At 61.9% G+C, this 21,110-nt stretch carries 18 protein-coding genes; 10 read left to right on the plus strand and 8 right to left on the minus strand.

Annotation, left to right across the window (positions count from 1 at the left end; all coding sequences use genetic code 11):
• Positions 1–447: a pyridoxamine 5'-phosphate oxidase family protein gene (locus AYX22_RS09955; RefSeq protein ID WP_242703587.1), complete on the plus strand. Its 447-nt coding sequence runs from the start codon at positions 1–3 to the stop codon at positions 445–447.
• Positions 448–510: 63 nt separating this feature from the next.
• Here AYX22_RS09955 and AYX22_RS09960 read toward each other — a convergent pair whose 3' ends face one another.
• The 3 genes from AYX22_RS09960 to AYX22_RS09970 all read right to left on the minus strand — a co-directional run bounded on the left by AYX22_RS09960 (position 511) and on the right by AYX22_RS09970 (position 3,357).
• Complete coding sequence (locus AYX22_RS09960) at positions 511–1,386, minus strand: universal stress protein (protein ID WP_207597261.1); 876 nt, start codon at positions 1,384–1,386, stop codon at positions 511–513.
• Positions 1,387–1,485: 99 nt separating this feature from the next.
• Positions 1,486–2,871, minus strand: a complete 1,386-nt coding sequence (locus AYX22_RS09965; RefSeq protein ID WP_207597262.1) for an MBL fold metallo-hydrolase — start codon at positions 2,869–2,871, stop codon at positions 1,486–1,488.
• Positions 2,872–2,994: 123 nt separating this feature from the next.
• A complete protein-coding gene (locus AYX22_RS09970; RefSeq protein WP_207597263.1) occupies positions 2,995–3,357 on the minus strand; it encodes an SPW repeat protein in 363 nt (120 codons plus the stop codon).
• A 230-nt stretch (positions 3,358–3,587) separates the two neighbouring features.
• Between AYX22_RS09970 and AYX22_RS09975 the strand changes: the two genes are divergently transcribed.
• Positions 3,588–4,286, plus strand: coding sequence for a response regulator transcription factor (locus AYX22_RS09975; protein WP_207597264.1), 699 nt, complete (start codon positions 3,588–3,590; stop codon positions 4,284–4,286).
• 4 nt (positions 4,287–4,290) lie between these two features.
• Here the strand turns inward: AYX22_RS09975 and AYX22_RS09980 are convergent, their stop codons facing one another.
• The gene (locus AYX22_RS09980) at positions 4,291–6,006 is read right to left on the minus strand and encodes a GAF domain-containing sensor histidine kinase (RefSeq protein ID WP_207597265.1); all 1,716 of its coding nucleotides are present in this window, start codon (positions 6,004–6,006) and stop codon (positions 4,291–4,293) included.
• A 157-nt stretch (positions 6,007–6,163) separates the two neighbouring features.
• On the opposite strand from AYX22_RS09980, the gene AYX22_RS09985 reads away from it, so the two are divergent.
• From AYX22_RS09985 to AYX22_RS10000, 4 genes are read left to right on the plus strand one after another with little or no spacing between them, the layout of a single operon-like run.
• Positions 6,164–6,634 (plus strand): pyridoxamine 5'-phosphate oxidase family protein, encoded by a 471-nt coding sequence (locus tag AYX22_RS09985; protein WP_207597266.1) that lies wholly within the window; start codon positions 6,164–6,166, stop codon positions 6,632–6,634.
• Positions 6,631–7,095 (plus strand): pyridoxamine 5'-phosphate oxidase family protein, encoded by a 465-nt coding sequence (locus AYX22_RS09990; RefSeq protein WP_207597267.1) that lies wholly within the window; start codon positions 6,631–6,633, stop codon positions 7,093–7,095. Before AYX22_RS09985 ends, AYX22_RS09990 begins: the two co-directional genes overlap by 4 nt.
• Before the next feature lie 49 nt (positions 7,096–7,144).
• Positions 7,145–8,212 (plus strand): zinc-dependent alcohol dehydrogenase family protein, encoded by a 1,068-nt coding sequence (locus tag AYX22_RS09995; RefSeq protein ID WP_207597268.1) that lies wholly within the window; start codon positions 7,145–7,147, stop codon positions 8,210–8,212.
• A gap of 9 nt (positions 8,213–8,221) precedes the next feature.
• Positions 8,222–10,156: a heavy metal translocating P-type ATPase gene (locus AYX22_RS10000; RefSeq protein WP_207597269.1), complete on the plus strand. Its 1,935-nt coding sequence runs from the start codon at positions 8,222–8,224 to the stop codon at positions 10,154–10,156.
• Here the strand turns inward: AYX22_RS10000 and AYX22_RS10005 are convergent.
• Positions 10,095–10,517: a pyridoxamine 5'-phosphate oxidase family protein gene (locus tag AYX22_RS10005; RefSeq protein WP_207597270.1), complete on the minus strand. Its 423-nt coding sequence runs from the start codon at positions 10,515–10,517 to the stop codon at positions 10,095–10,097. The genes AYX22_RS10000 and AYX22_RS10005 overlap by 62 nt on opposite strands.
• A 208-nt stretch (positions 10,518–10,725) precedes the next feature.
• Between AYX22_RS10005 and pta the strand changes: the two genes are divergently transcribed.
• A complete protein-coding gene (gene pta, locus AYX22_RS10010; RefSeq protein WP_207597544.1) occupies positions 10,726–12,792 on the plus strand; it encodes a phosphate acetyltransferase in 2,067 nt (688 codons plus the stop codon).
• Positions 12,793–12,794: 2 nt separating this feature from the next.
• On the opposite strand, the gene AYX22_RS10015 is transcribed toward pta, so the two are convergent.
• Positions 12,795–13,253: a universal stress protein gene (locus tag AYX22_RS10015; protein WP_207597271.1), complete on the minus strand. Its 459-nt coding sequence runs from the start codon at positions 13,251–13,253 to the stop codon at positions 12,795–12,797.
• A 67-nt stretch (positions 13,254–13,320) separates the two neighbouring features.
• A complete protein-coding gene (locus tag AYX22_RS10020; RefSeq protein WP_207597272.1) occupies positions 13,321–15,921 on the minus strand; it encodes a cation-transporting P-type ATPase in 2,601 nt (866 codons plus the stop codon).
• 135 nt (positions 15,922–16,056) lie between these two features.
• On the opposite strand from AYX22_RS10020, the gene AYX22_RS10025 reads away from it, so the two are divergent.
• Positions 16,057–16,563, plus strand: coding sequence for a pyridoxamine 5'-phosphate oxidase family protein (locus AYX22_RS10025; RefSeq protein WP_207597273.1), 507 nt, complete (start codon positions 16,057–16,059; stop codon positions 16,561–16,563).
• Here the strand turns inward: AYX22_RS10025 and AYX22_RS10030 are convergent.
• Positions 16,560–17,360 (minus strand): universal stress protein, encoded by an 801-nt coding sequence (locus AYX22_RS10030; protein WP_207597274.1) that lies wholly within the window; start codon positions 17,358–17,360, stop codon positions 16,560–16,562. The two genes, AYX22_RS10025 and AYX22_RS10030, sit on opposite strands and share 4 nt — an antisense overlap.
• A gap of 164 nt (positions 17,361–17,524) precedes the next feature.
• On the opposite strand from AYX22_RS10030, the gene AYX22_RS10035 reads away from it, so the two are divergent.
• Both AYX22_RS10035 and AYX22_RS10040 read left to right on the plus strand, forming a co-directional pair.
• On the plus strand, positions 17,525–18,598 hold the full coding sequence (locus tag AYX22_RS10035; protein ID WP_347565839.1) for an acetate/propionate family kinase: 1,074 nt from the start codon (positions 17,525–17,527) through the stop codon (positions 18,596–18,598).
• A gap of 81 nt (positions 18,599–18,679) precedes the next feature.
• Positions 18,680–21,094, plus strand: coding sequence for a phosphoketolase family protein (locus tag AYX22_RS10040; protein ID WP_207597275.1), 2,415 nt, complete (start codon positions 18,680–18,682; stop codon positions 21,092–21,094).
• Positions 21,095–21,110: the final 16 nt, after the last annotated feature.

Raw genomic sequence — 21,110 nt, forward strand, 5'->3', positions numbered from 1 at the left:
ATGAGCATGCCCAGCAGCCAGGAACCTGTGCGCATTGATGGTGCCAGACACGTCAGTGAAGACCTGAGTGAGGTGCAGTGCTGGGAGAAGCTGCATTCGCATGACACAGGACGGGTAGGTTTCGTCCACCACGGTCGGGTCATGATCTTGCCTGTCAACTACCTGGTTCACGATCACGCCGTCTACTTCCGCACCTCGCTCGAAGGGTTGCTTGGTGGGCCGGTGGCAAGAATGCAGACATCTTTCCAGATCGACGATGCCAGGGCTGATCGAAGCGAAGGGTGGTCGGTGTTGGTCAGCGGGTCCTCGTCCCATGTTGTTGAGCGGGAGTTACTCACGCGCCTTTGGGGCCAGATGACGGCAGAGCCGTGGGCCGGAGGGGACAGAGGTCTCTTCATCTGTATCCAGCCCAGCATCGTCACGGGCAAGCACGTATATCTCGCCTAGCTGACACCGACAAAGTGCGGGCTTACCCGGCGAGCCCGCACTTTCAATCCCGCCGTATAGGGTCTAAGTGGTGCTTTCGTCGGAGTGCTTGACCGGACTGATCCGCGCGATAATCGTGGGACACGGTAATTTGGTGAGAACCGCATGCGCTGTCGAACCCAACAAGAGGCGTTTGAAGGTGCCCCGTCCGCGGCTGCCAACCACCAGCAATTGTGCAGTGGCCCCGGCCGCGAGCAGCGCTTCGGCGGGCCGTGTGTGGGTGTCGAGGACCTGGTGCACCACCAAATCCGGGTACTTGTCTGCCAATCCGGCGACCGTCTCGGCCAAGACGACGCGCTCTTCTTCTGTAATGACCTCAAAGTAGTTGGTGCGGGGTACACCGCGGGTAACCCACGGTTCCGGTGTGAGGAAGGCGTGGAGAACAGTCAGCTCCTGGCCCTGGCGGTCTGCCTCCGCCGCGGCGAATGCGACGGCCTGTGTGGACTCTTCAGAACCGTCCACTCCGACCACAATTCCTTTGCGGTTTGTCATGTCGTGCTCACCGATGACTGCTACGGGACAACGTGCCACGGCAGCAACCTGCAAAGCGCGATCGGTCAACGAACCGCCAGCCCAGCCATGGCCGGAACCAATAACCACCATCGCGGCCTTTTTGGACCTCTTGCCCAGGGCATAGCCAGCTCCGCCCGAGACGAGGTCCGTGGTGACCTTGACGGTGGGTTCCATCTTGGCGGCCCGGTCCTTCGCAGCAGCAAGAAAGTTGATGCCGGATTCCCGGATCCACTCGTTGTACCCCACACTATCGTACGCCCAGCGGTCATCCACGGCATGGACAAGCTGTACCGGCAGCTTCAAGGTGGCTGCTCGACGCATGGCCCATCCCATGGCAGCCTCGCTGCTGGGTGAATCGTTGACACCGACGACAATTGCTTCATTCATGGCTGGGCCCGTTCTTCGTTGATGGGTTCCCCGGACCTCGGCCGGGGCCTTGTTGCCAGTTTGTACCGGCGTCATAAGACCGGTTAGGGCCGGAAGTCATTATTCCGGTGTGGCGATGGAGACGGTCTCCTGGTATTCCGGGACGCGGGCCTTCCACCCCAATTCGTGCTTGATGCGGAGGCGAAGCGCTTCGGATGCATCCGGCTCTCCATGGGTGATATACGTCATTCGTGGGGCTTGGGGGGCTGAATGCATCCATCGGATAATGGCGTCCGAATCGGCATGCGCGCTGAAACCTTCCAACTGGACCACCTCAGCCCTGATCTTGACGTCTTGCCCATAGACCCTCAATTCGCGCGAACCCGCCGCCAGCGCTGCACCCCTGGTGCCGGCCGCTTGGTATCCGCTGAGGACAATCGCATTGTTGGGGTCATTGCCGTACGCCTCGATGTGATGCAAAATCCGTCCACCCGTCAACATCCCGCTTGCAGAGATGATGATCATGGGGCCACCCCTGAGGTTCAGGAGCTTGGAATCGTCCGCCGTCCGGGTCATGACGGCCACCTGGTACATATCCTTGAATTCTTCCGGGCGCAGGCGGTGTTCGTCCGGATGCTTCTGGTACATATAGGAAGCATCGATGGCCATGGGGCTGTTGAGATAGACGGGAATATCCGGAATGGCACCATTTCTGCGAAGCCGCGCCAACTGAAGCATGAGCGTTTCGGCCCGACCAACGGCGAATGCCGCAATCAGAATGACTCCTCCCCGTTTGGCCACGCGGGAAACCACCTCGCCGAGTTCAACTTCCGGGCTGCTGGCTGGATGCGTCCTGTTGCCGTAGGTGGATTCCGTCACCAACACGTCGACTGCTTCCAGCTCCCGGGGAGGATACATGAGGGGATCGTCGTCGCGGCCCAGGTCGCCCGTGAAATGAATGGAGTTTCCGCCCACCTGGATCTGAAGCTGCGCTGCTCCCAGAATGTGACCGGCGGGTACGAACGTGGCCTCGACGCCGCCTCCGAGGTCGAGGGGCTCGTCGAACACAACGGGGTGAAAACTGTTGAGCGACTTTACGGCATCGGCCGCTGTATAGAGGGGCAGCGCAGGGGTGTGGATTGACGATCCACGGTGATCGGCGTACCTGGCCTCTTCTTCCTGCAGGTGTCCGCTGTCGGGCAACAAGAGTTTGCACAGTTCATTCGTCCCGTGAGTGGCATAGACAGGACCTCTGAAACCATCCTTCACCAGCTTGGGAACAAAGCCCGTATGGTCCAGATGGGCGTGCGTCAGCAGGACTGCATCAATGGAGGCAGGGGATACGGGGAAGGGCTGCCGGTTCCGCAGGCGCAGCCGTTTGTAGCCTTGGAACAGCCCGCAGTCCACCAGGATTCGTGTTCCGCGGAAGTCCACAAGGTAGCGGGAGCCGGTAACGGTGTCCGTGGCCCCCAGAAAGCGGAGCGCTGCTTGGTTAATGCTGGCCATGGTGATTCATCCATCTTCAAAGAAGTTAACGACGCAAGGCCGCGGACCAACGTCCGGGCTGAAGCAGTTGATTATTAAGCCATTGGCGCCGCGGTGATGCGGCGCCAATCAGCCGTTCGGCGATTAGTGGGTGGACGCCACGTGGTGGTGCCGGTATTCCTCAGTACTGGGTTTGATCGCGAGCGCTGTGACCACCAGTGCCACTCCGCCAGGTATCCATGCGCTCCAGGCTGCTCCTGTTGCCGAAGTGAAATTCCCCACCCACGGGGCCAGCAGGAGGGCTGCTGCCACTATTGCCTGGCCCCACTCGGCGGCGGGCATTCCGGGCATGGCCAGGTTCACGGCACCTCCAATGACCAGCAGGACGCCGAGGATGACCATGATCGCCGTAGACGATCCTTCTTGCCTTGTCCAAAGGACGGACAAAGCTGCGTAGGCTCCGGCAGCGACGACAGTCCAGTCCTGCCATCGAGTCCATTTCTCCATGTGGATCAATCTCCTTTTTATTGTCTGACACTGCACTCTTCACTGGGTGCTTCCTGTGTCTTGTTCTTCCAGCGTCGGCACCTGGTCCCGTTCCCAACAGGGCCGAAAGTCACGTCCCGATGGAGGGTCCTTGGACCCTTGTGGCCATGACTGTCCGTCAGCGAGAATTTGGCAGAGCCGCCCGCACAGGCCAAAGAGAATGCGGTCATTGACCGTGGGACAGGAGAGTCATGGATCGCCCGGAAACAGCTGGCCTAAGAAGCGGTGATTCCCCCGGAGAACCAATCCGCGTCTTCATCCTCGACGACCATGAGTTGGTGCGTAGGGGTCTCCAGGAACTGTTGGAAGGTGAAGGTTTCGCGGTGGTGGGCATGTCCGGATCTGCCGAGGAAGCGACGCGTCGGATTCCGGCGTTGCACCCGGACGTCGCTGTACTTGACGCACGGTTGCCTGACGGGACGGGAATTGAGGTTTGCCGGGATGTGCGTTCAGTCGACCCTTCGTTGAACTGTCTCATACTCACCAGCTACGACGACGAACAAGCCCTCCGCGGCGCTGTCCTTGCCGGTGCCGCCGGGTACGTCCTGAAGGAAATCGGCGGAATGGACCTGCTTGGTGCCCTGCGCAAGGCAGCCAAGGGCGAGTCGTTGTTCGATGAGGCCGTCAAGACGAGGATCATCCAGGGCCTCACGGAGCCGAAGAAACAGGATCCCCGAGTCTCGTCCCTCACCCCGCAGGAGCGCCGGGTCCTTGAGTTCGTTGGACAAGGTATGACCAACCGCCAGATCGGAGAGGAAATGCTCCTGGCAGAGAAGACGGTCAAGAACTACGTCTCATCCCTGTTGGCCAAACTCGGGTTTGAACGCCGAACCCAGGCTGCGGTTTTCATGGCACATTCTCCCGAAGATGACGCCGGGAACCGGCGCTGAGGGATCAGGCTAACGGGACCGACCATGTCAGCGACGTCCCCTTGCCTGGTGCGCTGGCGACGTTGTAAGTGCCGTTCATTTCCGCTGCCCTGCGAGCCATGTTTGTTAAACCGTTCCCCGGCGCCGGATCCTTGAAACCGCATCCATCGTCCACCACTTCAAGTGTCAGCCGGCCTTCCTGGACTGCCACCGAAATATTGATGGACTGGGCTCCTGAATGACGCGCCGCATTGCTGAGGCTCTCGGTGAGAACAGCCAGCAGGTGTTTGATCATGGCTTCGTCATTCAGGGAATCAACGGGGCCGGCCAAGGTCAGATGTGGCGCGTAGGGCAAGGACTTGGCGCCGGCCTGAATCGACTGGAGGATGCGGCCGCTCAATGGCTCCCGCTCATGGGTACTGGCTTGGAGGGAGTAGATGGTGTTGCGTAGGTCGCGGATGCTGGTGTCCAGCTCTTCAGTAACTGAGTCGATCCTGTTCAGGGCAGACTCGCTGGTCGTAAAACGGCGGAGGCTCTGAACACTTAACCCTGCAGCGAAAAGCCTTTGTATCACCAGGTCGTGAAGATCCCGGGCGATCCTGTCCCGGTCGGAGAACACCACCACTTGTTCCCGAAGCCTGTGAATCCTTTCCAGCGCCAGCGCGAGGGCCACATGTGAGCCGAAGACTGCCCCCATTTCGACGTCGGTCTTGGAAAAATTTCCTGTGCCTGGATTACGGGCAAGGATCAGGAGTCCATGATGGGCTCCTTGGGCGCTGAGATCGATGATGAGGAGCTTCGCTGGCCCGCCATTCTCCGCTATACCGAGGAGCTCCTTGGAGTCATCAAGGCAAACAGCCGTCCCATTTCGTCCAACCCCAAGGACCTCCGGGGCTGCCATTGTCAATGACATGCCGGCGAAGTCAGCGCCGGGTTTCCCTGCCGTACCCGCCACTACATAAGCTCCTCCCTGAGAAGTGGGGACCAGGATCAAGGCGAGATGGGATGCAGATTCCCGTAGAGCCCTCGCAGCGATCAGGTCCAGTGCCGAGTTCTCAGCCTGCTCACCTTGTTCGCCGCCCAGCATTCTTCCCGTGATGTCCATGCAGGCTTCGAGCCAGGATGCCCGACGTCTGGCGTCTTCATACAGCCGGGCGTTCTCGATTGCCACGCCGGCCGCCGCAGCCAAAGCCACGGCAAGGTCCTCGTCCTCCGGCGTGAAGTCCCCGCCGCCGTCCTTTTCGGTCAGGTAGAGGTTTCCGAACACCACGTCCCTCACCCGCACCGGAACTCCGAGGAACGACTTCATGGGCGGATGGTATTGCGGGAATCCGTAGGCTTTCGGGTGTTGGCCCAGATCGTGGAGGCGAAGCGGCGCAGGCTCGGTGATGAGCAGGCCGAGCACGCCGTGCCCGGTAGGGAGGGGTCCGATCCGTTCGGCGAGCTCTCTGTCTATCCCCACGGTGATGAAATGGCTGAGTGCGTTGTCCTCGCCAATGACGCCCAAGGCCCCATATCGGGCATGGAGGAGCTGGCAGGCGGAGGTCACCACGCGGTGGAGCACTGCTTCGAGGCTCAGGTCTTCTGCCACGGCGACTACTGCTTCGAGTAGGCCCCGCGTTCTTTCCTGTGCCTGTAACAGCTCCCCGGCTCGCCCAACGAAGTCCTTCAACAGGTCGTCAATCGGGATCCGCGGCTCAGGCTTCGGCTGGCGGGGCCCGGGAGCTTCGGATTCGTTCACCAGTGCCTTTCGAAGAACGTATGAGATTCTGCGACGGGGCCGGGCGGCTCCTTGCTGCCAGACTACTCTGGCGCTTCTGAACCGGCTACGGCGCGGGGCGGCGCGTGCGGGCCTTTGTGCCCTGTTGTCCCGGCGCCCCCAGGCCTACGGTCTAACCATGACGAACAAACCTACGGTTCCGGAAGCTGAGATCCTGGACAACAAGCAGTGTTGGGAGCTGCTGCGCAGTGTCTCAGTGGGCCGCCTCGCAGTCTGGGCGCAGGACCATCCCGACATCTTTCCCATCAATTACAAAGCAGACCACGGCACGCTGGTCTTCCGCACTGGCGAGGGGAGTAAACTCCACGCTGCCCTCAGCGCCACACCGGTAGCGATGGAAGCCGACGGAGTAGACCCAACGTCGGGAATCGCGTGGAGTGTGGTGGTCAAAGGCAGGGCAGAGAGCATCAAGCTGACCCAAGAGGTGCTGGACACCGTCGGTCTGCTGCTTTTCCCGTGGCAGGCCGGGCGGAAGGACCATTTTGTCCGTATCGTTCCCACTTCGTTGACCGGGCGCCGCTTCAAAGTGACACCGCCGCTGACGTGGTGGAGTCCGCTCGACGACGCCACCAGGGCGGGTTTGGAATGAGAACACAGCCAAGCGCCGCCGTCGAACGTCTCGCTCCGGACGAATGCTGGGACCTGTTGGCGCAGACCAACGTTGGCCGGCTGGCCGTCCTGGTGGACGGACATCCCGATATCTTTCCAGTGAATTATGTGCTGGATGGTGACAGCATTGTGTTTCGAACCGGTGTGGGCACCAAGTTTTGGAGCACACTGACAACCCCCTGCGCTCTCGAAAGTGATGGCTACCGGGCCTTGGGCGGAAAGGCGTGGAGCGTCGTTGTCCGAGGGCAGACACACCTGATACTCGACCGTCAGGACAGAGCCGACGTCGACGCCTTGGGACTGGATCCCTGGCAACCAGGCAACAAGGACTGCTACCTAAGGCTGACTCCTGATGCCGTCACTGGGCGGCGCTTCAAGACCAAACGGCCAGACCTCTGGGGGACCCCCTTGAACGACGCCCGACTGGGCGTGTTCCACTAGCGCAAACGCCCAATCTTTCAGCCAGGCACAACAAGGACGGAATCACACAATGAAGGCACTCGTCTACGGTGGCCCCGGAGAAAAGTCCTGGACGGACGTTCCGGATCCCGTCATCCTTCAGGCCACCGACGCAATCGTGCGCATCGACACCACCACCATTTGCGGTACAGATCTGCACATCCTTAAAGGTGATGTCCCTGCGGTCCAGCCGGGTCGCATCCTCGGGCACGAGGGGGTGGGGACTGTCACCGATGTGGGGAGTTCAATCAGTTCGCTCCGCACGGGGGACAGGGTGATCATCTCCTGCATCAAGTCCTGCGGACACTGCGGCAATTGCAGGAAGGGCCTGTTTTCCCACTGCCTCGGTGACGAAGGACAGGCAGGAACCGGCTGGATCTTCGGCCACCTCATCGACGGTACGCAGGCCGAATTCGTCCGGGTTCCCTATGCAGAAAACTCCCTGCACAAACTGCCCCGCGGCGTCACCGACGACGAAGCCGTGATGCTCTCCGACATCCTGCCCACAGCCTTCGAAATCGGAGTCCAGGCCGGGCACGTGGCCCCAGGTGACGTCGTGGCCGTCGTGGGGGCAGGGCCCATCGGCCTGGCGGCTATGGCAACAGCCGGGCTCCACGGTGCGGCAACGGTGGTGGCCATAGATCCCGACGAGGGCCGCCTCGCGAAGGCCCGTGACTTCGGAGCCACGCACACGGTCAACCCCGCCAAACCCGGGTGGATCGCGGAAGTTCTCACCCTCACCGACGGGGCTGGGGTGGACGTGTCCATGGAAGCAGTGGGAATACCGGAGACCTTTGACATGGCCTTGCGCCTGGTCCGCCCCGGCGGGTACGTGGCCAACATCGGTGTCCACGGAAAACCCGTCGAACTGCCCCTCCAGGATCTGTGGATTCAAAACATCAACATCAGCATGGGTCTGGTCAACACCAACACCACCCCGATGCTGCTTCGCCTGGTGGCACAACACAAGCTCCCCGCTGATAAGTTCGCTACCCACCATTTCGGCCTGGAACAGATCATTGATGCCTATGACACGTTCTCGCGCGCGGCGGAAACAGGTGCCCTGAAAGTTGTTCTCAGCCGCACCCCTCACGACTGATCAGCGGACATGACACGACGCCTGCTGCACTCGGCCTTGCGCTTTCCGTTAGTGACAGCAACCTTTGTGGTGCTCGTCGCAGTCGCGGTCCTGACAGTCATCGGACTGATACCGGCGGCCCAAGGGCTGGCGAGCATCTTCGCCCTCAGTGTTGCACTCTACCGGGCAGGCACCATGCTCAAAGGGCTCCTGCACGGACGCTGGGGCATTGATCTCCTGGCCGTGATGGCTATTTGCTCGACAGTTGCGGTGGGGGAATACCTGGCATCCCTCATCGTGGTTCTGATGCTGACAGGCGGCGAGGCGCTGGAACAATTTGCCCAAGGCCGCGCCACCAGGGAGCTCCGTGCGCTCCTGGACCGGTCCCCGCGCAACGCGCACCGCGAACGGCCCGGAATGTCCGTGGAGGATATCCTCGTGGATGCCGTGGTTCCGGGAGACGTGCTGCTGGTCAGGCCTTCAGAGTTGGTTCCGGTGGACGGTACCTTGCTGTCCGACGTCGGAATCTTTGATGAGTCAGCGCTGACAGGCGAAAGCCTGCCTGCAGAGCGAACCAAGGGCGACCTGCTGCTCAGCGGCACTGTCAACGGGGCCGATGCCGTGCGTATGAAGGCCACGGCCACCGCAGCGGATTCGCAGTACAGCCAAATAGTTGCCTTGGTTCAGGAAGCCGCGGCAAGCCGTGCGCCGACGGTACGGCTTGCTGACAAATATGCTGTGCCGTTCACTCTGGTCGCCTTGGTGCTGGCCGGCGCTGCGTGGTTCTTCAGCCAGGATCCAAGACGGTTTGCTGAGGTTCTGGTGGTAGCCACCCCGTGCCCTTTGCTGATTGCTGCACCCGTCGCGTTCCTCGCGGGGACCAGCAGGGCCGCACATGCCGGCATCATCGTCAAAAACGCGGGGACGCTTGAGCAACTCAGTAGAGTCAAGACCGCCGTCTTCGACAAGACGGGGACCCTCACACAAGGCAACCCTTCCTTGGCTGGAATCCGGGTGGCCCCGGCCTCACATCTGTCCGAAGACGCCCTGCTGCAATTGGCCGCCTCCGCCGAGCAGTATTCCACCCACGTCCTCGCTGCTTCAGTCATGGCAGAAGCCCGAGCGCGCAGCCTGGTACTTATACCGGCAACGGGCGCAAGTGAACATGCAACCAACGGTGTCACGGCCGACTGCGGAAGCCACCACGTGGTGGTCGGAAAACCCGCTTACGTAGGCTCCCTGGTGAGCGGATTCGATAAGACGACACTGCCCGGAGGCCATCTCGGGATCTACGTCGGTGTGGATGGCCTGTTTGCCGGCACTCTGATCATGAGCGATCCATTGCGCCCAAATGCGAAGGACACCCTGACGGAACTTCGGAGGCTCGGAGTCGGGGAAACAATGCTCCTGACCGGAGACGCTGCAACCACAGCCCGACATATCGCCGTGGAGGCCGGCATCAGCAACGTCATGGCCGAATGCCTGCCTGCTGACAAAGTTGCCTCCGTAGCCGCACTTCCGCGCAGGCCCGTGATGATGGTGGGCGACGGCGTCAACGACGCTCCCGTACTGGCAGCGGCCGACGTCGGCATCGCCATGGGTGCCAAAGGCGCCACTGCAGCCAGCGAGTCGGCGGACGTGGTGATTATGGTCGATGACCTGTCCAAGGCCGCCGTCGCTGTAGGCATCGGGCAGCGTACGCTTCGAATCGCCCGGACCAGCATTTGGACCGGGATACTTCTGAGTCTCGGTCTGATGGTGATGGCCTCGTTTGGCATGATTCCGGCCGTCGCCGGGGCGCTGCTCCAGGAGCTGGTGGATCTTGCCACCATTCTCAATGCCCTCCGGGCTTTGGGTCCCGGACGGACTGTTGTGCCCGCACGCTCCGGGGAGGTCCGTGAGGTCAGTACCGCTCCGGCTCGTCACCGAGTTCAAAGTGGCGGCCATGGACCCGGGTGGGAGTGATCTCCACATAGGTGTATTTGCGCGTCGGAATCCAAGGCTTCAGGGGAAGCTTGTCCGCTTCGTCGATCTCCGACTGCGATTCGATCACCCTGGCAGTCCCCTTAAGGACAACACTCCAGGCTTCGGCGTCGACGATCTCCTCAACTTCGAAGGCGACCTTCTCATTGACGGTCAGTTCGGCGAGCTTTGTTCCCGGGTTCGTCCTGAGCAGCAGCCGCTGGTTGTGGGCGACGAAATTCAGTGGGTAGATGTCCGGTTCACCCAGGACGCTGACAGCCAAGCGACCATGCTGGTTACGTTCCAGGACCTTCCATGAGTCGGCTTCGGTGAGGACGGTTCCAGGGCGTTCGTCGGTTTCCATGATCTCGGTCTCCTGAGTGGGTGGTGGCTGCTGGCGGATCGCCGCGTCGCCGTTGGTTCGATGCTCCCGAGCCTATGGCTGGCTTCCCGCCCCCAACAGAGTCCAAGGTCCCGAGGGCGAAAGCAGCCACCATGACCTTCGACTCTGGTGATGGGGGCCAGCGGGGAGGAACCTGAAGCATCGGATGACCGGCCCGGAGGAATACACCATGGTCCAAGGCGTTTATGTTCTGTCCACTGCACCGGAATCAGGGAAGTCACTCGTGGTCCTGGGCTTGGCTGACGCGTTGCACCGCAGAACAGGCCGTCTGGGTTTCTACCGGCCAATCGTGAACGGAACAGATCCTGCCCACGACCCGCTGCTCCGGATGCTTCGCAGGCGGTACAAGGTGGAGTCAGTCCGCTGCAGGGGCGGAATGACGTTGGCTGATGCCCGGGCAGCGCTGGCGGCAGGCCGTGAGGACGAGGTTGTTTCCCGGGCGCTCGAGGAGTATGGACGCATCGCCGAAGAATGTGACGTGGTTGTGGTGGACGGTTCGGACCTGAGGGGCCCGGACGCCGGCAGGGAGTTCGACCTGAACGCTCATTTGGCCAACAATCTAGGCCTGCCGGTTCTCGCTGTCATCGGGGCCCAGGGCTTGCGTCCTCGGGAGACCGCACAGGCTGTGGCGGACGCGTCACGGCAGCTCGAGGCAGCCAGATGCGCGGTGTTGTCCGTCGTGGTTAACCGCGCCCGGCCAGCAGGCATCGACACAGTCCGGGCCGTTAGGGCAGCTACGGGAAGCCGTCCAAGCTATGTGATTCCCGAGGTTCCTGAGATATCGGCGCCCACGGTGGCCGATGTGGCGATGTCATTGTCACTTGAACGACTCTCGGGCAGCGCAGAGCTGGACCGGGACGTGGGCAGCGTGCAAGTGTCCGCTATGAACGTGGAGAACTTCCTGCGGGTACTTGAGCCCGGGAGCCTGGTGATTGTTCCCGGGGATCGCGCTGACATCGTCATGGCTTGCATGGCCTCGGCCTTGTCACCGGAGCTGCCCACACCGTCCGGAGTCATCCTGACCGATGGCCTGGTCCCTGCCAGCTACGTGCTGCCTATGGTGGCACATGCGCCATTCCCCGTGTTCGCTGAAACTGCGGATACCTACACTACAGCTCAACGGGTCTCGCACGTCCGCAGCGAGATCCATACCGGAGAAAGCCGCCGGGTGGCCGCCGCTCTGGGCATCTGGGCTCGCTCCATTGACGAAAAGGAGCTGCTGGAACGTCTGGCGCTCCCGCGTCCGGCGACCATGACGCCGCTGCGCTTCCTCAATGACCTCGTGGAACGCGCCCGCCAGCAGAAGAAACGTATCGTTCTGGCTGAGGGCACAGATAGCCGGGTGTTGCGTGCGGCGGAGATTTTGCGTCGCCGGGATGTGTGCCACGTATCGCTTCTCGGGAACCCCTCTGCGGTCCGGGAGCTTGCCGAAGCCGAGGGCATCGAGGTGGGTGGCATCACCATCGTCGACCCCGCCCATTCGCCATTACGTGAGCGATTCGCGATGGAATATCAGCGCTTGCGTGCCCACAAAGGCGTGATCCTGGAACGGGCCAGGGAAGTCATGCTCGACGGCGCCTATTTTGGCACCATGATGGTCCACCTGGGTGAGGCCGACGGGATGGTCTCCGGAGCAGCGCACACCACGGCCAACACAATCCGGCCGGCGTTGGAGTTCATGAAGAGCCAGCATGGCAACGGACTGGTGTCCTCGGTGTTCTTTATGCTTTTTCCTGACCGCGTGCTGGTGTACGGGGATTGCGCCGTGGTGCCGGATCCAACGGACCGGCAACTGGCGGACATTGCGCTCGCATCGGCGACGACGGCGGCGCAGTTCGGCGTAGAGCCCAGGGTGGCTATGTTGTCGTACTCTACTGGCGTATCCGGCGCCGGAACGTCGGTGGATAAGGTCAAGCGTGCCACGGACATGGTGGCGGCTGCCCGGCCGGACCTTGCGGTGGACGGGCCCATACAATACGACGCCGCGGTGGATGCGGCCATCGCGAGTTCAAAACTGCCGTCCTCTGCTGTCGCGGGAAGGGCGACAGTCCTTGTCTTCCCTGACCTGAACACAGGCAACAACACCTATAAGGCCGTCGAACAGTCTTCCGGTGCTGTCGCCGTCGGGCCTATCCTCCAGGGGCTCCGCAAACCCATCAATGACCTGTCCAGGGGATCGACGATCGAAGACATCATTAACACTGTTGCCATCACCGCTGTCCAGGCGCAGGGGTAGATCTAGCCCTTTTCGTCCTGAGTGACCACCAGGACGGGGCACTGCGCGTGGGCCGAGCAAGCCCTGCTGACGGATCCTATGGGCTGATTGAGGAAACCACCGGAACCCCGCCTCCCCACTACGAGTAGTTGTGCCCCATGGCTTTCTTCGACGAGGACTTTGGCTGGTTCGCCGAATTTGACCGTCACTGTTAGATCCTTGGGGCGGTCGGCACCGAAGGCTCGTTCCAAGGCTTCATCGACGAGCCGCTTGGCGGTGTCTTCCAATTCCGTGGTGAACCGGGTCAATTCGGGCTCAAAGCGGGAGGCCATGAAGTAGTCGGACATTCCAATACAGGTGATCACCTCCAGGGGGCCTCCCAACGCAGCTGCCATGCGACCGGCCATCTGCAGGGTGTTGGAGGAATATTCGGATCCATCGACGCCGACAACGATCCGATCAGAGCGCGGGTGTGTATTCATGGGATCAGCCTGCTCTTCCACCTGGCGGCGCCACTAGGGTCGAAGGGCACGGATCCGGCAAGCTGCCTTAATGGGGGAGGGCCCCTCCGTGGCGCAGCCGTTTGTAGAGCCAGTCCGCGCCCAGCACGCCGGGAATCGCCAGGAGGGCAGTGGCAAAGCCAGGGAAGGGAGGAGGAGCCTGACCCAGGATGCCGGCTACGGGAGGTACGTAGAGGAACAGTGCCAACGCCGCCAGTTCCACCCCTACCGCCCACAGCAGCAACTTGTTGGTAAACCATCCCTGCTTCCATGCGGGAGCGGTAGCACTGCGGCAAGCGAAGGCAGTTGCCAACTGGCCAAGGACCACAGCCGTAAATGCTGCCCCTGACGCGCCCATCAGCACACCCGGGTCCAGCGGATCCCCACGGCCCCAACCACTGCCAAAGAGAACCACAGAGAAAGCACCCATGGCGAACAACGCCTCCGTGGGACCCATGACAGCAAACACCCTCAGCATGAGTTGCCGATCCAGAAGATGCCGCTTTTCGGGAGGCCGGCTCAACACGCGTTTGCCTGGTGGCTCCGCCCCGAGGGCCAAGGCGGGAAGCAGATCGGTCCCGATGTCCAAGGCCAGTATCTGGAGGACACCAAGGGCCAACGGGAATTGACCACCGGAAAGTGCCCAGATCACAAAGGGCGTGAGTTCAGCGACATTGTCAGTCAGGTGGTAAGTGAGGAACCGGTGAATATTTGAATAAGTGGCCCGGCCCTGTTCTATGGCGGCGACTATAGTTGCGAAATGGTCATCCAGGAGCACAAGGTCTGCGGCCTCACGGGCCACATCGGTGCCGCTGAGTCCCATGGCCACGCCGATATCGGCTTGACGTAACGCGGGACCGTCATTGACGCCGTCGCCGGTCATGGCAACAACGTGGCCGCGGCTCTGCAAGGCTTTGGCCACCCTCAGTTTCTGTTCGGGAGAAACCCGGCTCACCACCACTCCATCACGGTCCAGGAGGGCCCCAAGGACCTGTTCGTCGTGGGGGAGTTCGGCGCCTTGGAAGACCAGGTTCGGGTGCCTCAGGAGCCCGATTTCCCGTGCAATTGCCGCTGCTGTGGAGGGGTGGTCGCCGGTGATCATCGCAATGCGGATTCCCGCGCCCCTGGCGGCTTTGATGACATCGGCGACGTCCGGTCGGGGTGGGTCATGGAGGCCAATGAGGCCTATTCCTTCGAGGTCCCGTTCAGCCTCTTCTGCGTCCCGGTCGCGCCAACTGCCGGCTGCTCCAGGCAGTTCCCTCGTAGCGACAGCGATGACGCGCAGGCCTTTGGCGGCCATGGTTTCTACTTCTGCGGACAGTTGAGTGGCTTCGACTCCGCAGAGTGGCAGGACCGATTCCGGAGCTCCTTTCACATATAACGTGTTGCCCACAATGACCGATTCCCTCCGACGGTCGGCGTCGAAGGCGAACCGTACCGATGGCTGAAGTTCCTCTGGTGCACTCCCCAAAAGGCGTCGCGCCAAAACATCGATCGCAGCTTCCATGGGATCCCCGCTCGCCACCCATTCGTCGCCGTGGCGCACTGCGCGCCCCTGCGAAGCGGCCCGAGCTGCACAGGCCACCCTGACGGCGGCCGGCTGTCCCGGCCCTTCCACCAGGGCCTGGGGCCCATATCCGTCACCGCTGACATACAGCGGCCCTTCCACCGTGAGTACCTCGACGGCGTTCATCCGGTTTTGCGTCAACGTGCCGGTCTTGTCGGTGCAGATGAAGGTGGTTGAGCCAAGGGTCTCCACAGCTTCAAGATTGCGGACAAGTGCGTTTCTCGATGCCATGCGCTGTGCGCCCATGGCGAGCGACAGGGTAACCGTTGGCAGTAAGCCCTCGGGGATCAGCGCAACCGCAACCCCAATGGCAAACAGGAAGGAATCACGCCACTCAATTCCGACAAGGAGTGAGACCACGAAGAACAGCCCGGCAACGGCGAGCGCCACGGTGGCAATCAAGCGGACTATTCTGCGCAGCTCCATGGTCAAAGGAGTTGGCGGAGACTTCGTGCCGCTGGTCAACGCTGCGATGGCTGCCAGCTTGGTGTCGGCACCGGTGGCGGTCACCTGCCCTTCCGCTTCGCCATTGACCAGGAACGTTCCGCCCCACGCTGTGTCCGTCGCGGATTTGGGGACGGCCTCGCTCTCACCGGTGAGCATCGATTCATCGACGCTGCATGCTGATGCTGAGATGAACTGCACGTCTGCCGGCAACCTGTCACCTGCGGCCAGGACCACCACATCTCCGGGAACCAAAGCACTCGCGTGCACGCTCTGAAGCCGCCTATCCCGTCGGACAGTGACGTCGGCGGGAAGCAGCGCTTGTAGCCGTTCGGCTGCGTGTTGGGCGCGTTCCTGCTGAATATGGGCGAAAACGCCGTTGACAATCACCACGATGATGATTGCTATGCCCAGTTGTGGCATGCCGGCCACATAGGCGAGCCCAGCTGCAGCCCACAGCATCAGCGCGAAAAAGTGCGTCAGTTCCCCGAGCAGCTTTCGCCATTGGGGGACGTTGCTGGCGGCGGGCAGAACGTTTGGTCCGAATCGTCGCAACAGATCACCGGCCGCCTGCGAGCTCAGGCCCTCGGCGCCAGGGGTCTCGGACAGCGAGGCCGGGGATGTGTTCCCAGGGGACATCTTCTCTCCAATACGGGAATGCCTGTTCGATGAAAGACTCCACTGGGGAACTGCCCGCGTCTAGGGTCGAAGGGCACCGTCGGAGAGGGACCTTCTGCCCTATGTGCGTGTCGGCGGAGGGGTTAGGCTCAGCCCATGGAGAACACATCGACGGATCAGGACACCAAAGAACTTAGCGTCCACGACTGCTGGAAGTACCTTCAATCGGTGTCCATCGGCAGGATCGCCCTCATCAACGGTGAAGAGCCTGAGATCTTTCCAGTGAACTTTGTTCCGAACTTCGGAACTGTTCTTTTCAGGACCGGGCCTGGGACCAAGCTCGACGCCCTTCGGGAAGGGGCGGTCATTGCGCTGGAAGCCGATGGGTTCAACCGTTACGGGACCGTCGCCTGGAGTGTCATCCTCAAAGGAGGGCCGGAATTCGTGACGCAGCCTGAAGATATCCAGGAAGCCGTGGATGCCGGTCTTTCTCCTTGGCAGCCCGGCGCCAAGGACGTTCTGGTGAGGGTCACGCCCACGGAGATCAGTGGTCGCCGCTTCGTCATTGCACCTCCGGCGAAGTGGTGGCCGCCGCTGGATCCGACCGCCTCTGACGCGCACGACGGCGAAAGCCAGGAGGTCCCGCCCGGCACCGCTGGCTAGGGTCGGGTCAGGATGATGGGGCATTGCACGTGCAGGAGCACGTGCTGGGCAACGGAGCCCAGCAGCACGCTCAAACCTCCCCGTCCTTTGCAGCCCATGACCAGCAGCTGTGCTTCTCTTGCAGCAGCTATCAGTGCCTCCCCGGGGCTACTACTGGTATCCAGGACTTCCTTCACGACGACGGACGGAAACCTGTGGTTGACCTGCTGGACAGCCGCGCTCAGGACGTTTCCGCCCTCGGCAGGCCCCACCCCGGGACCTGTTGCATGGACAATGATCAATTCATCATTCAAACGTTGAGCTTCCCTGGCCCCTCGGTCCAGGGCGTCGAGTGACTCAGCGGATCCGTCAACGCCTACCACTACGCCGGAACGCTGGTCACGTGCCGGCCCCGGGACAACGGCGACGTCGCTCTTGCTGGTAACAGCAACTTGGAAACTGACTGAGCCGTATCCCTGCCCTTCCGTGCCGGGTCCGCGGTCTGTGCCCACCACCACCATCGAGTAGGCCGGTGACAAGGAAGCAATCGTTGCGGCAGGTTCGCCGGACAACCGCTGTGTCGTCATGCCCACGTTGGGAAAGGCTGCCGCCAGCCGTTGCGCTTCGCTGTTGAGGAGGTCCTCAGCGCGGCTAACCGCCAGTTGATGGTCGTTCTCCCGGGGGTAAGCCCACTCCCCGGGGACCACATTGACCAGGGCTAGGCCGAGATCAAGGGAATTCGCGCGGGCCGCAGCCCAGTCAGCCACGAACGAGCCCGCCCGTGAGCCGTCAAGGGCAACCAGGATTTGTTTCTTCACGAACCGACGTTCCTTTCGGACTGCCAACGGTGGTGGTCTCCACTATCAGCGGGACGGCCCGTCGTTGCAAGGGCCGGAAGGCCCTCCCACTGAACGGCTCAGTGCATTAGGGTCCAGAGGAAAGGCATCCACCGCAGCCTTCCCCGCGGAAGTGAGAGGAGAACATGCGTGTTCTTGTGCTGAATCCCGGCTCTTCATCGCTGAAGTACCACCTGCGTGACACAGCCGCCGCCAACCCGGCTGCCGGCATTCTTGCGTCCGGACAGGTCGACTGGCCACCGGACGAGCGTTCCAGCGCGACGCATCTGCACGCTGCCTTTGAAGAGCTGACTGACACTATGAAGCGCCCCGGTACCGCGCACCCGGAGGCTATTGGACACCGAGTCGTCCACGGCGGTCCGCAGTTCAGCACCCCGGTACTTGTCACGGCGGATGTGGTGTCCGCCATTGAAGAACTCAGTCCCTTGGCGCCGCTCCACAACCCGGCCAGTGTTGCCTGCATTGACGCCGCCGGCAAACGATGGCCGGATCTCCCACAGGTGGCCGTCTTCGACACGGCGTTCCACCGCACCATTCCCGACTTCGCCGCCCGCTATGCCATTCCGGAGGACGCCTACCGGGCCCATCCTGTGCGGCGCTATGGTTTTCACGGTATCTCCGTGGAGATGGCCTGTCGTGACACAGCAGAGTTTCTCGACGTGGCGCCTTTGAATGCGATAGTGGCCCACGTTGGCAACGGCGCATCCGTCACCGCAGTCAGGAACGGGCTCAGCGTGGACACCTCCATGGGAATGACCCCCTTGGAGGGCCTGGTCATGGGGACGCGATCGGGAGACCTGGACCCGTCCGTTGTCCTCCTGCTGCAGCAAGAAGGCGCAACTGCGGACGAAGTCGACCACATTCTGAATAACCAATCGGGGTTGCTGGCCGTTGCAGGATCCGCAGATATGCGGACGGTTGAAAAGGCTGCGGGCAGCGGTGAACCCCAAGCCCTACTCGCCATAGACATGGCCGCCTACCGTCTCGCCAAATACATAGCGGCGTACTCGATGGTGGTTGACCGGCCTGACGCTCTGGTGTTCACCGGCGGCGTGGGCGAGAACTCAGCACTGTTCAGGGCCAAGGTGGTCGCCTGGTTGAGACCACTGGGGCTCGGCCTTGATGAAGGCCTGAATATGGCCAGCCAGGAAGGCATGCGCGAGATCAGCACCATGGACTCCACATTCCTGTGCTCGTAGTGCCCAGCGACGAGGAACGCGCTATTGCAGAATTAACGGCGGCCTTGCTCGCCGCGCCCCCTAAGGAAGGTTGATCGCGACATGAGCATCGACGAGAACGCCACATCCAGCGACACTGAGCCGGAAGTCGAAAACTTTGACCTCCTGCACCGGTATTGGTCCGCGGCCAACTATCTGACCGTCGCCCAGATCTACCTGCAGGAGAACCCGCTGCTCCGGGAACCGCTGCATGCAGCGCACATCAAACCCAGGCTTCTTGGTCACTGGGGCACAAGCCCCGGGCTGTCCCTGATCTATGCACACCTCAATCGCCTTATCCGTCGCACGAGTGTGGAAGTTCTGTTCGTGGCCGGTCCCGGTCACGGAGGTCCTGCCGTCGTCGCCAATACCTATCTGGAAGGCAGCTACTCGGAGGTTTATCCGGCCGTTGGCAAAGACCTGAAAGGGCTTCGGAGGCTTGTCCGGCAGTTTTCGACGCCCGGAGGCATCGCCAGCCACGTCGGCCCCGCCACGCCTGGCTCCGTTCACGAGGGTGGCGAACTGGGCTACTCCCTCATGCACGCCACAGGTGCGGCCATGGACAATCCGGACCTGATCGTTGCCTGCGTCATAGGTGATGGAGAGGCAGAAACCGGCCCACTCGAAGGCTCCTGGAAAGCGCCCTCGTTCATCAACCCGCTCAGGGATGGGGCAGTACTTCCAATCCTCCACCTCAACGGTCACAAGATCTCAGGCCCCACCGTCCTGGGCAGACGCTCGAACACGGTTGTTGCAGCACTACTGGAAGCGCACGGCTGGGATCCCGTCATCGTCTCCGGTGACGACCCCGCCGTCGTCCACCCAGCCCTCGCCTCAGCACTGGACTCCGCTTACGCCTCCATCCGCGCAATCCAGTCCCACGCCCGCGCGGAGGGAGTCAACGGACCCGCACGATGGCCGGCCATCATCCTGCGCACCCCCAAAGGATGGACAGGGCCGGTGACAGTGGACGGAAAACCCGTAGAAGGAACCCACCGCTCCCACCAAGTCCCACTGGCCGGAGTCAGAGAGAATCCGGCGCACCTGGCGCAGCTTGAAGCGTGGATGCGTTCCTACCGGCCAGAAGAGCTCTTCGACGCCGACGGACGCCTTCTCACCGAGCTCGAACAGCTCGCCCCGACAGGCGATCTGCGCATGGGCGCACTGCCGGGCAGCCGCGGAATGGGAAGCCGCGACCTCGCCATACCCTCGCTCGATCGATACGCCATCGAGAGTGTTCCCCGCGGGGGCGTGATGCACCAGAGCACCAAGCCATTGGGCCAGATGCTTCGCGATATCTACATCGACACAGCCGACGACCCGAGGTTCCGCCTCTTCTGCCCCGACGAAACCAGCAGCAACAGGCTCAGCGCAGTCTTCGAAGCCACCGACAGATGCCTCCTCGAACCAGCGGCCGCCACAGAAGCCGCGCTCGCAGACGATCATGTTTCCGCCAGCGGACGCGTGATGGAAGTCCTGTCCGAACACCTTTGCCAAGGATGGCTGGAAGGATACGTGCTGACAGGCCGGCACGGCCTATTCGCCAGCTATGAGGCGTTTGCGATGGTGAGCGCTTCCATGACCGTTCAGCACGCCAAATGGCTGCAGCATTCACGGGAGCTGGAGTGGCGGCGGCCCGTGCCCAGCTTGAACATCCTGCTGACCTCTACCTGTTGGCGGAACGATCACAACGGTTTCAGCCATCAAGGCCCTGGCCTTATCGACACGGTTCTGTCCCTGTCCAGCAGCGTCATCCGTGTCTACTTCCCACCCGATGCGAACACCCTGCTGGTTACGGCCGAACACATGCTCAAAAGTAAGGACTATGTGAATCTGGTAGTGATCGATAAACAGGACCACCCGCAGTACCTGACGCTCGAAGAGGCGCGGGAAAATGCAGCCGTCGGTGCATCCATCTGGGATTGGGCCGGACACGAAATATCCGGGACCCCGTCCGGCCCGGATATCGTCCTGGCATGTGCCGGAGATGTTCCCACGCAAGAGACGTTGGCGGCTGCATGGCTCCTCAGGCGGCATGTTCCTGAGATGTCCGTCCGGGTAGTCAATGTCATGGATGCCATGGTCTTGCCGCCGCCAGAGGCGCATCCGCATGGGCTGTCTGGTGGGAAGTTTGAAGAACTCTTCACCGATGATGTGGATGTCGTGATGGCCTGGCATGGGTACGCAAGGGCACTGCACCAGCTCCTGCATGGTCGCCCGCACCCCGAGCGGTTCCATGTCCGGGGATACAACGAGCAAGGCACCACCACCACACCATTCGACATGGTGGTACTGAACAAGGTCAGCCGATACCACCTGGTGATGGAAGCCCTGCGCCGGACTCGCGGTCAATTCCCGGGGGCAGAGCAACTGCTGGAGCATTGCCGGAAGCAGTTGGACGCCCATTCCCTCTACATCCGCGAGCACTTTGAGGACCTACCCGAAATCAGGGACTGGGTGTGGACGCAGCAGCAGTAGGCTTCCAACACTGTTC

It is taken from the genome of Arthrobacter sp. D5-1 (genome assembly GCF_017357425.1).
Lineage (GTDB): Bacteria > Actinomycetota > Actinomycetes > Actinomycetales > Micrococcaceae > Arthrobacter.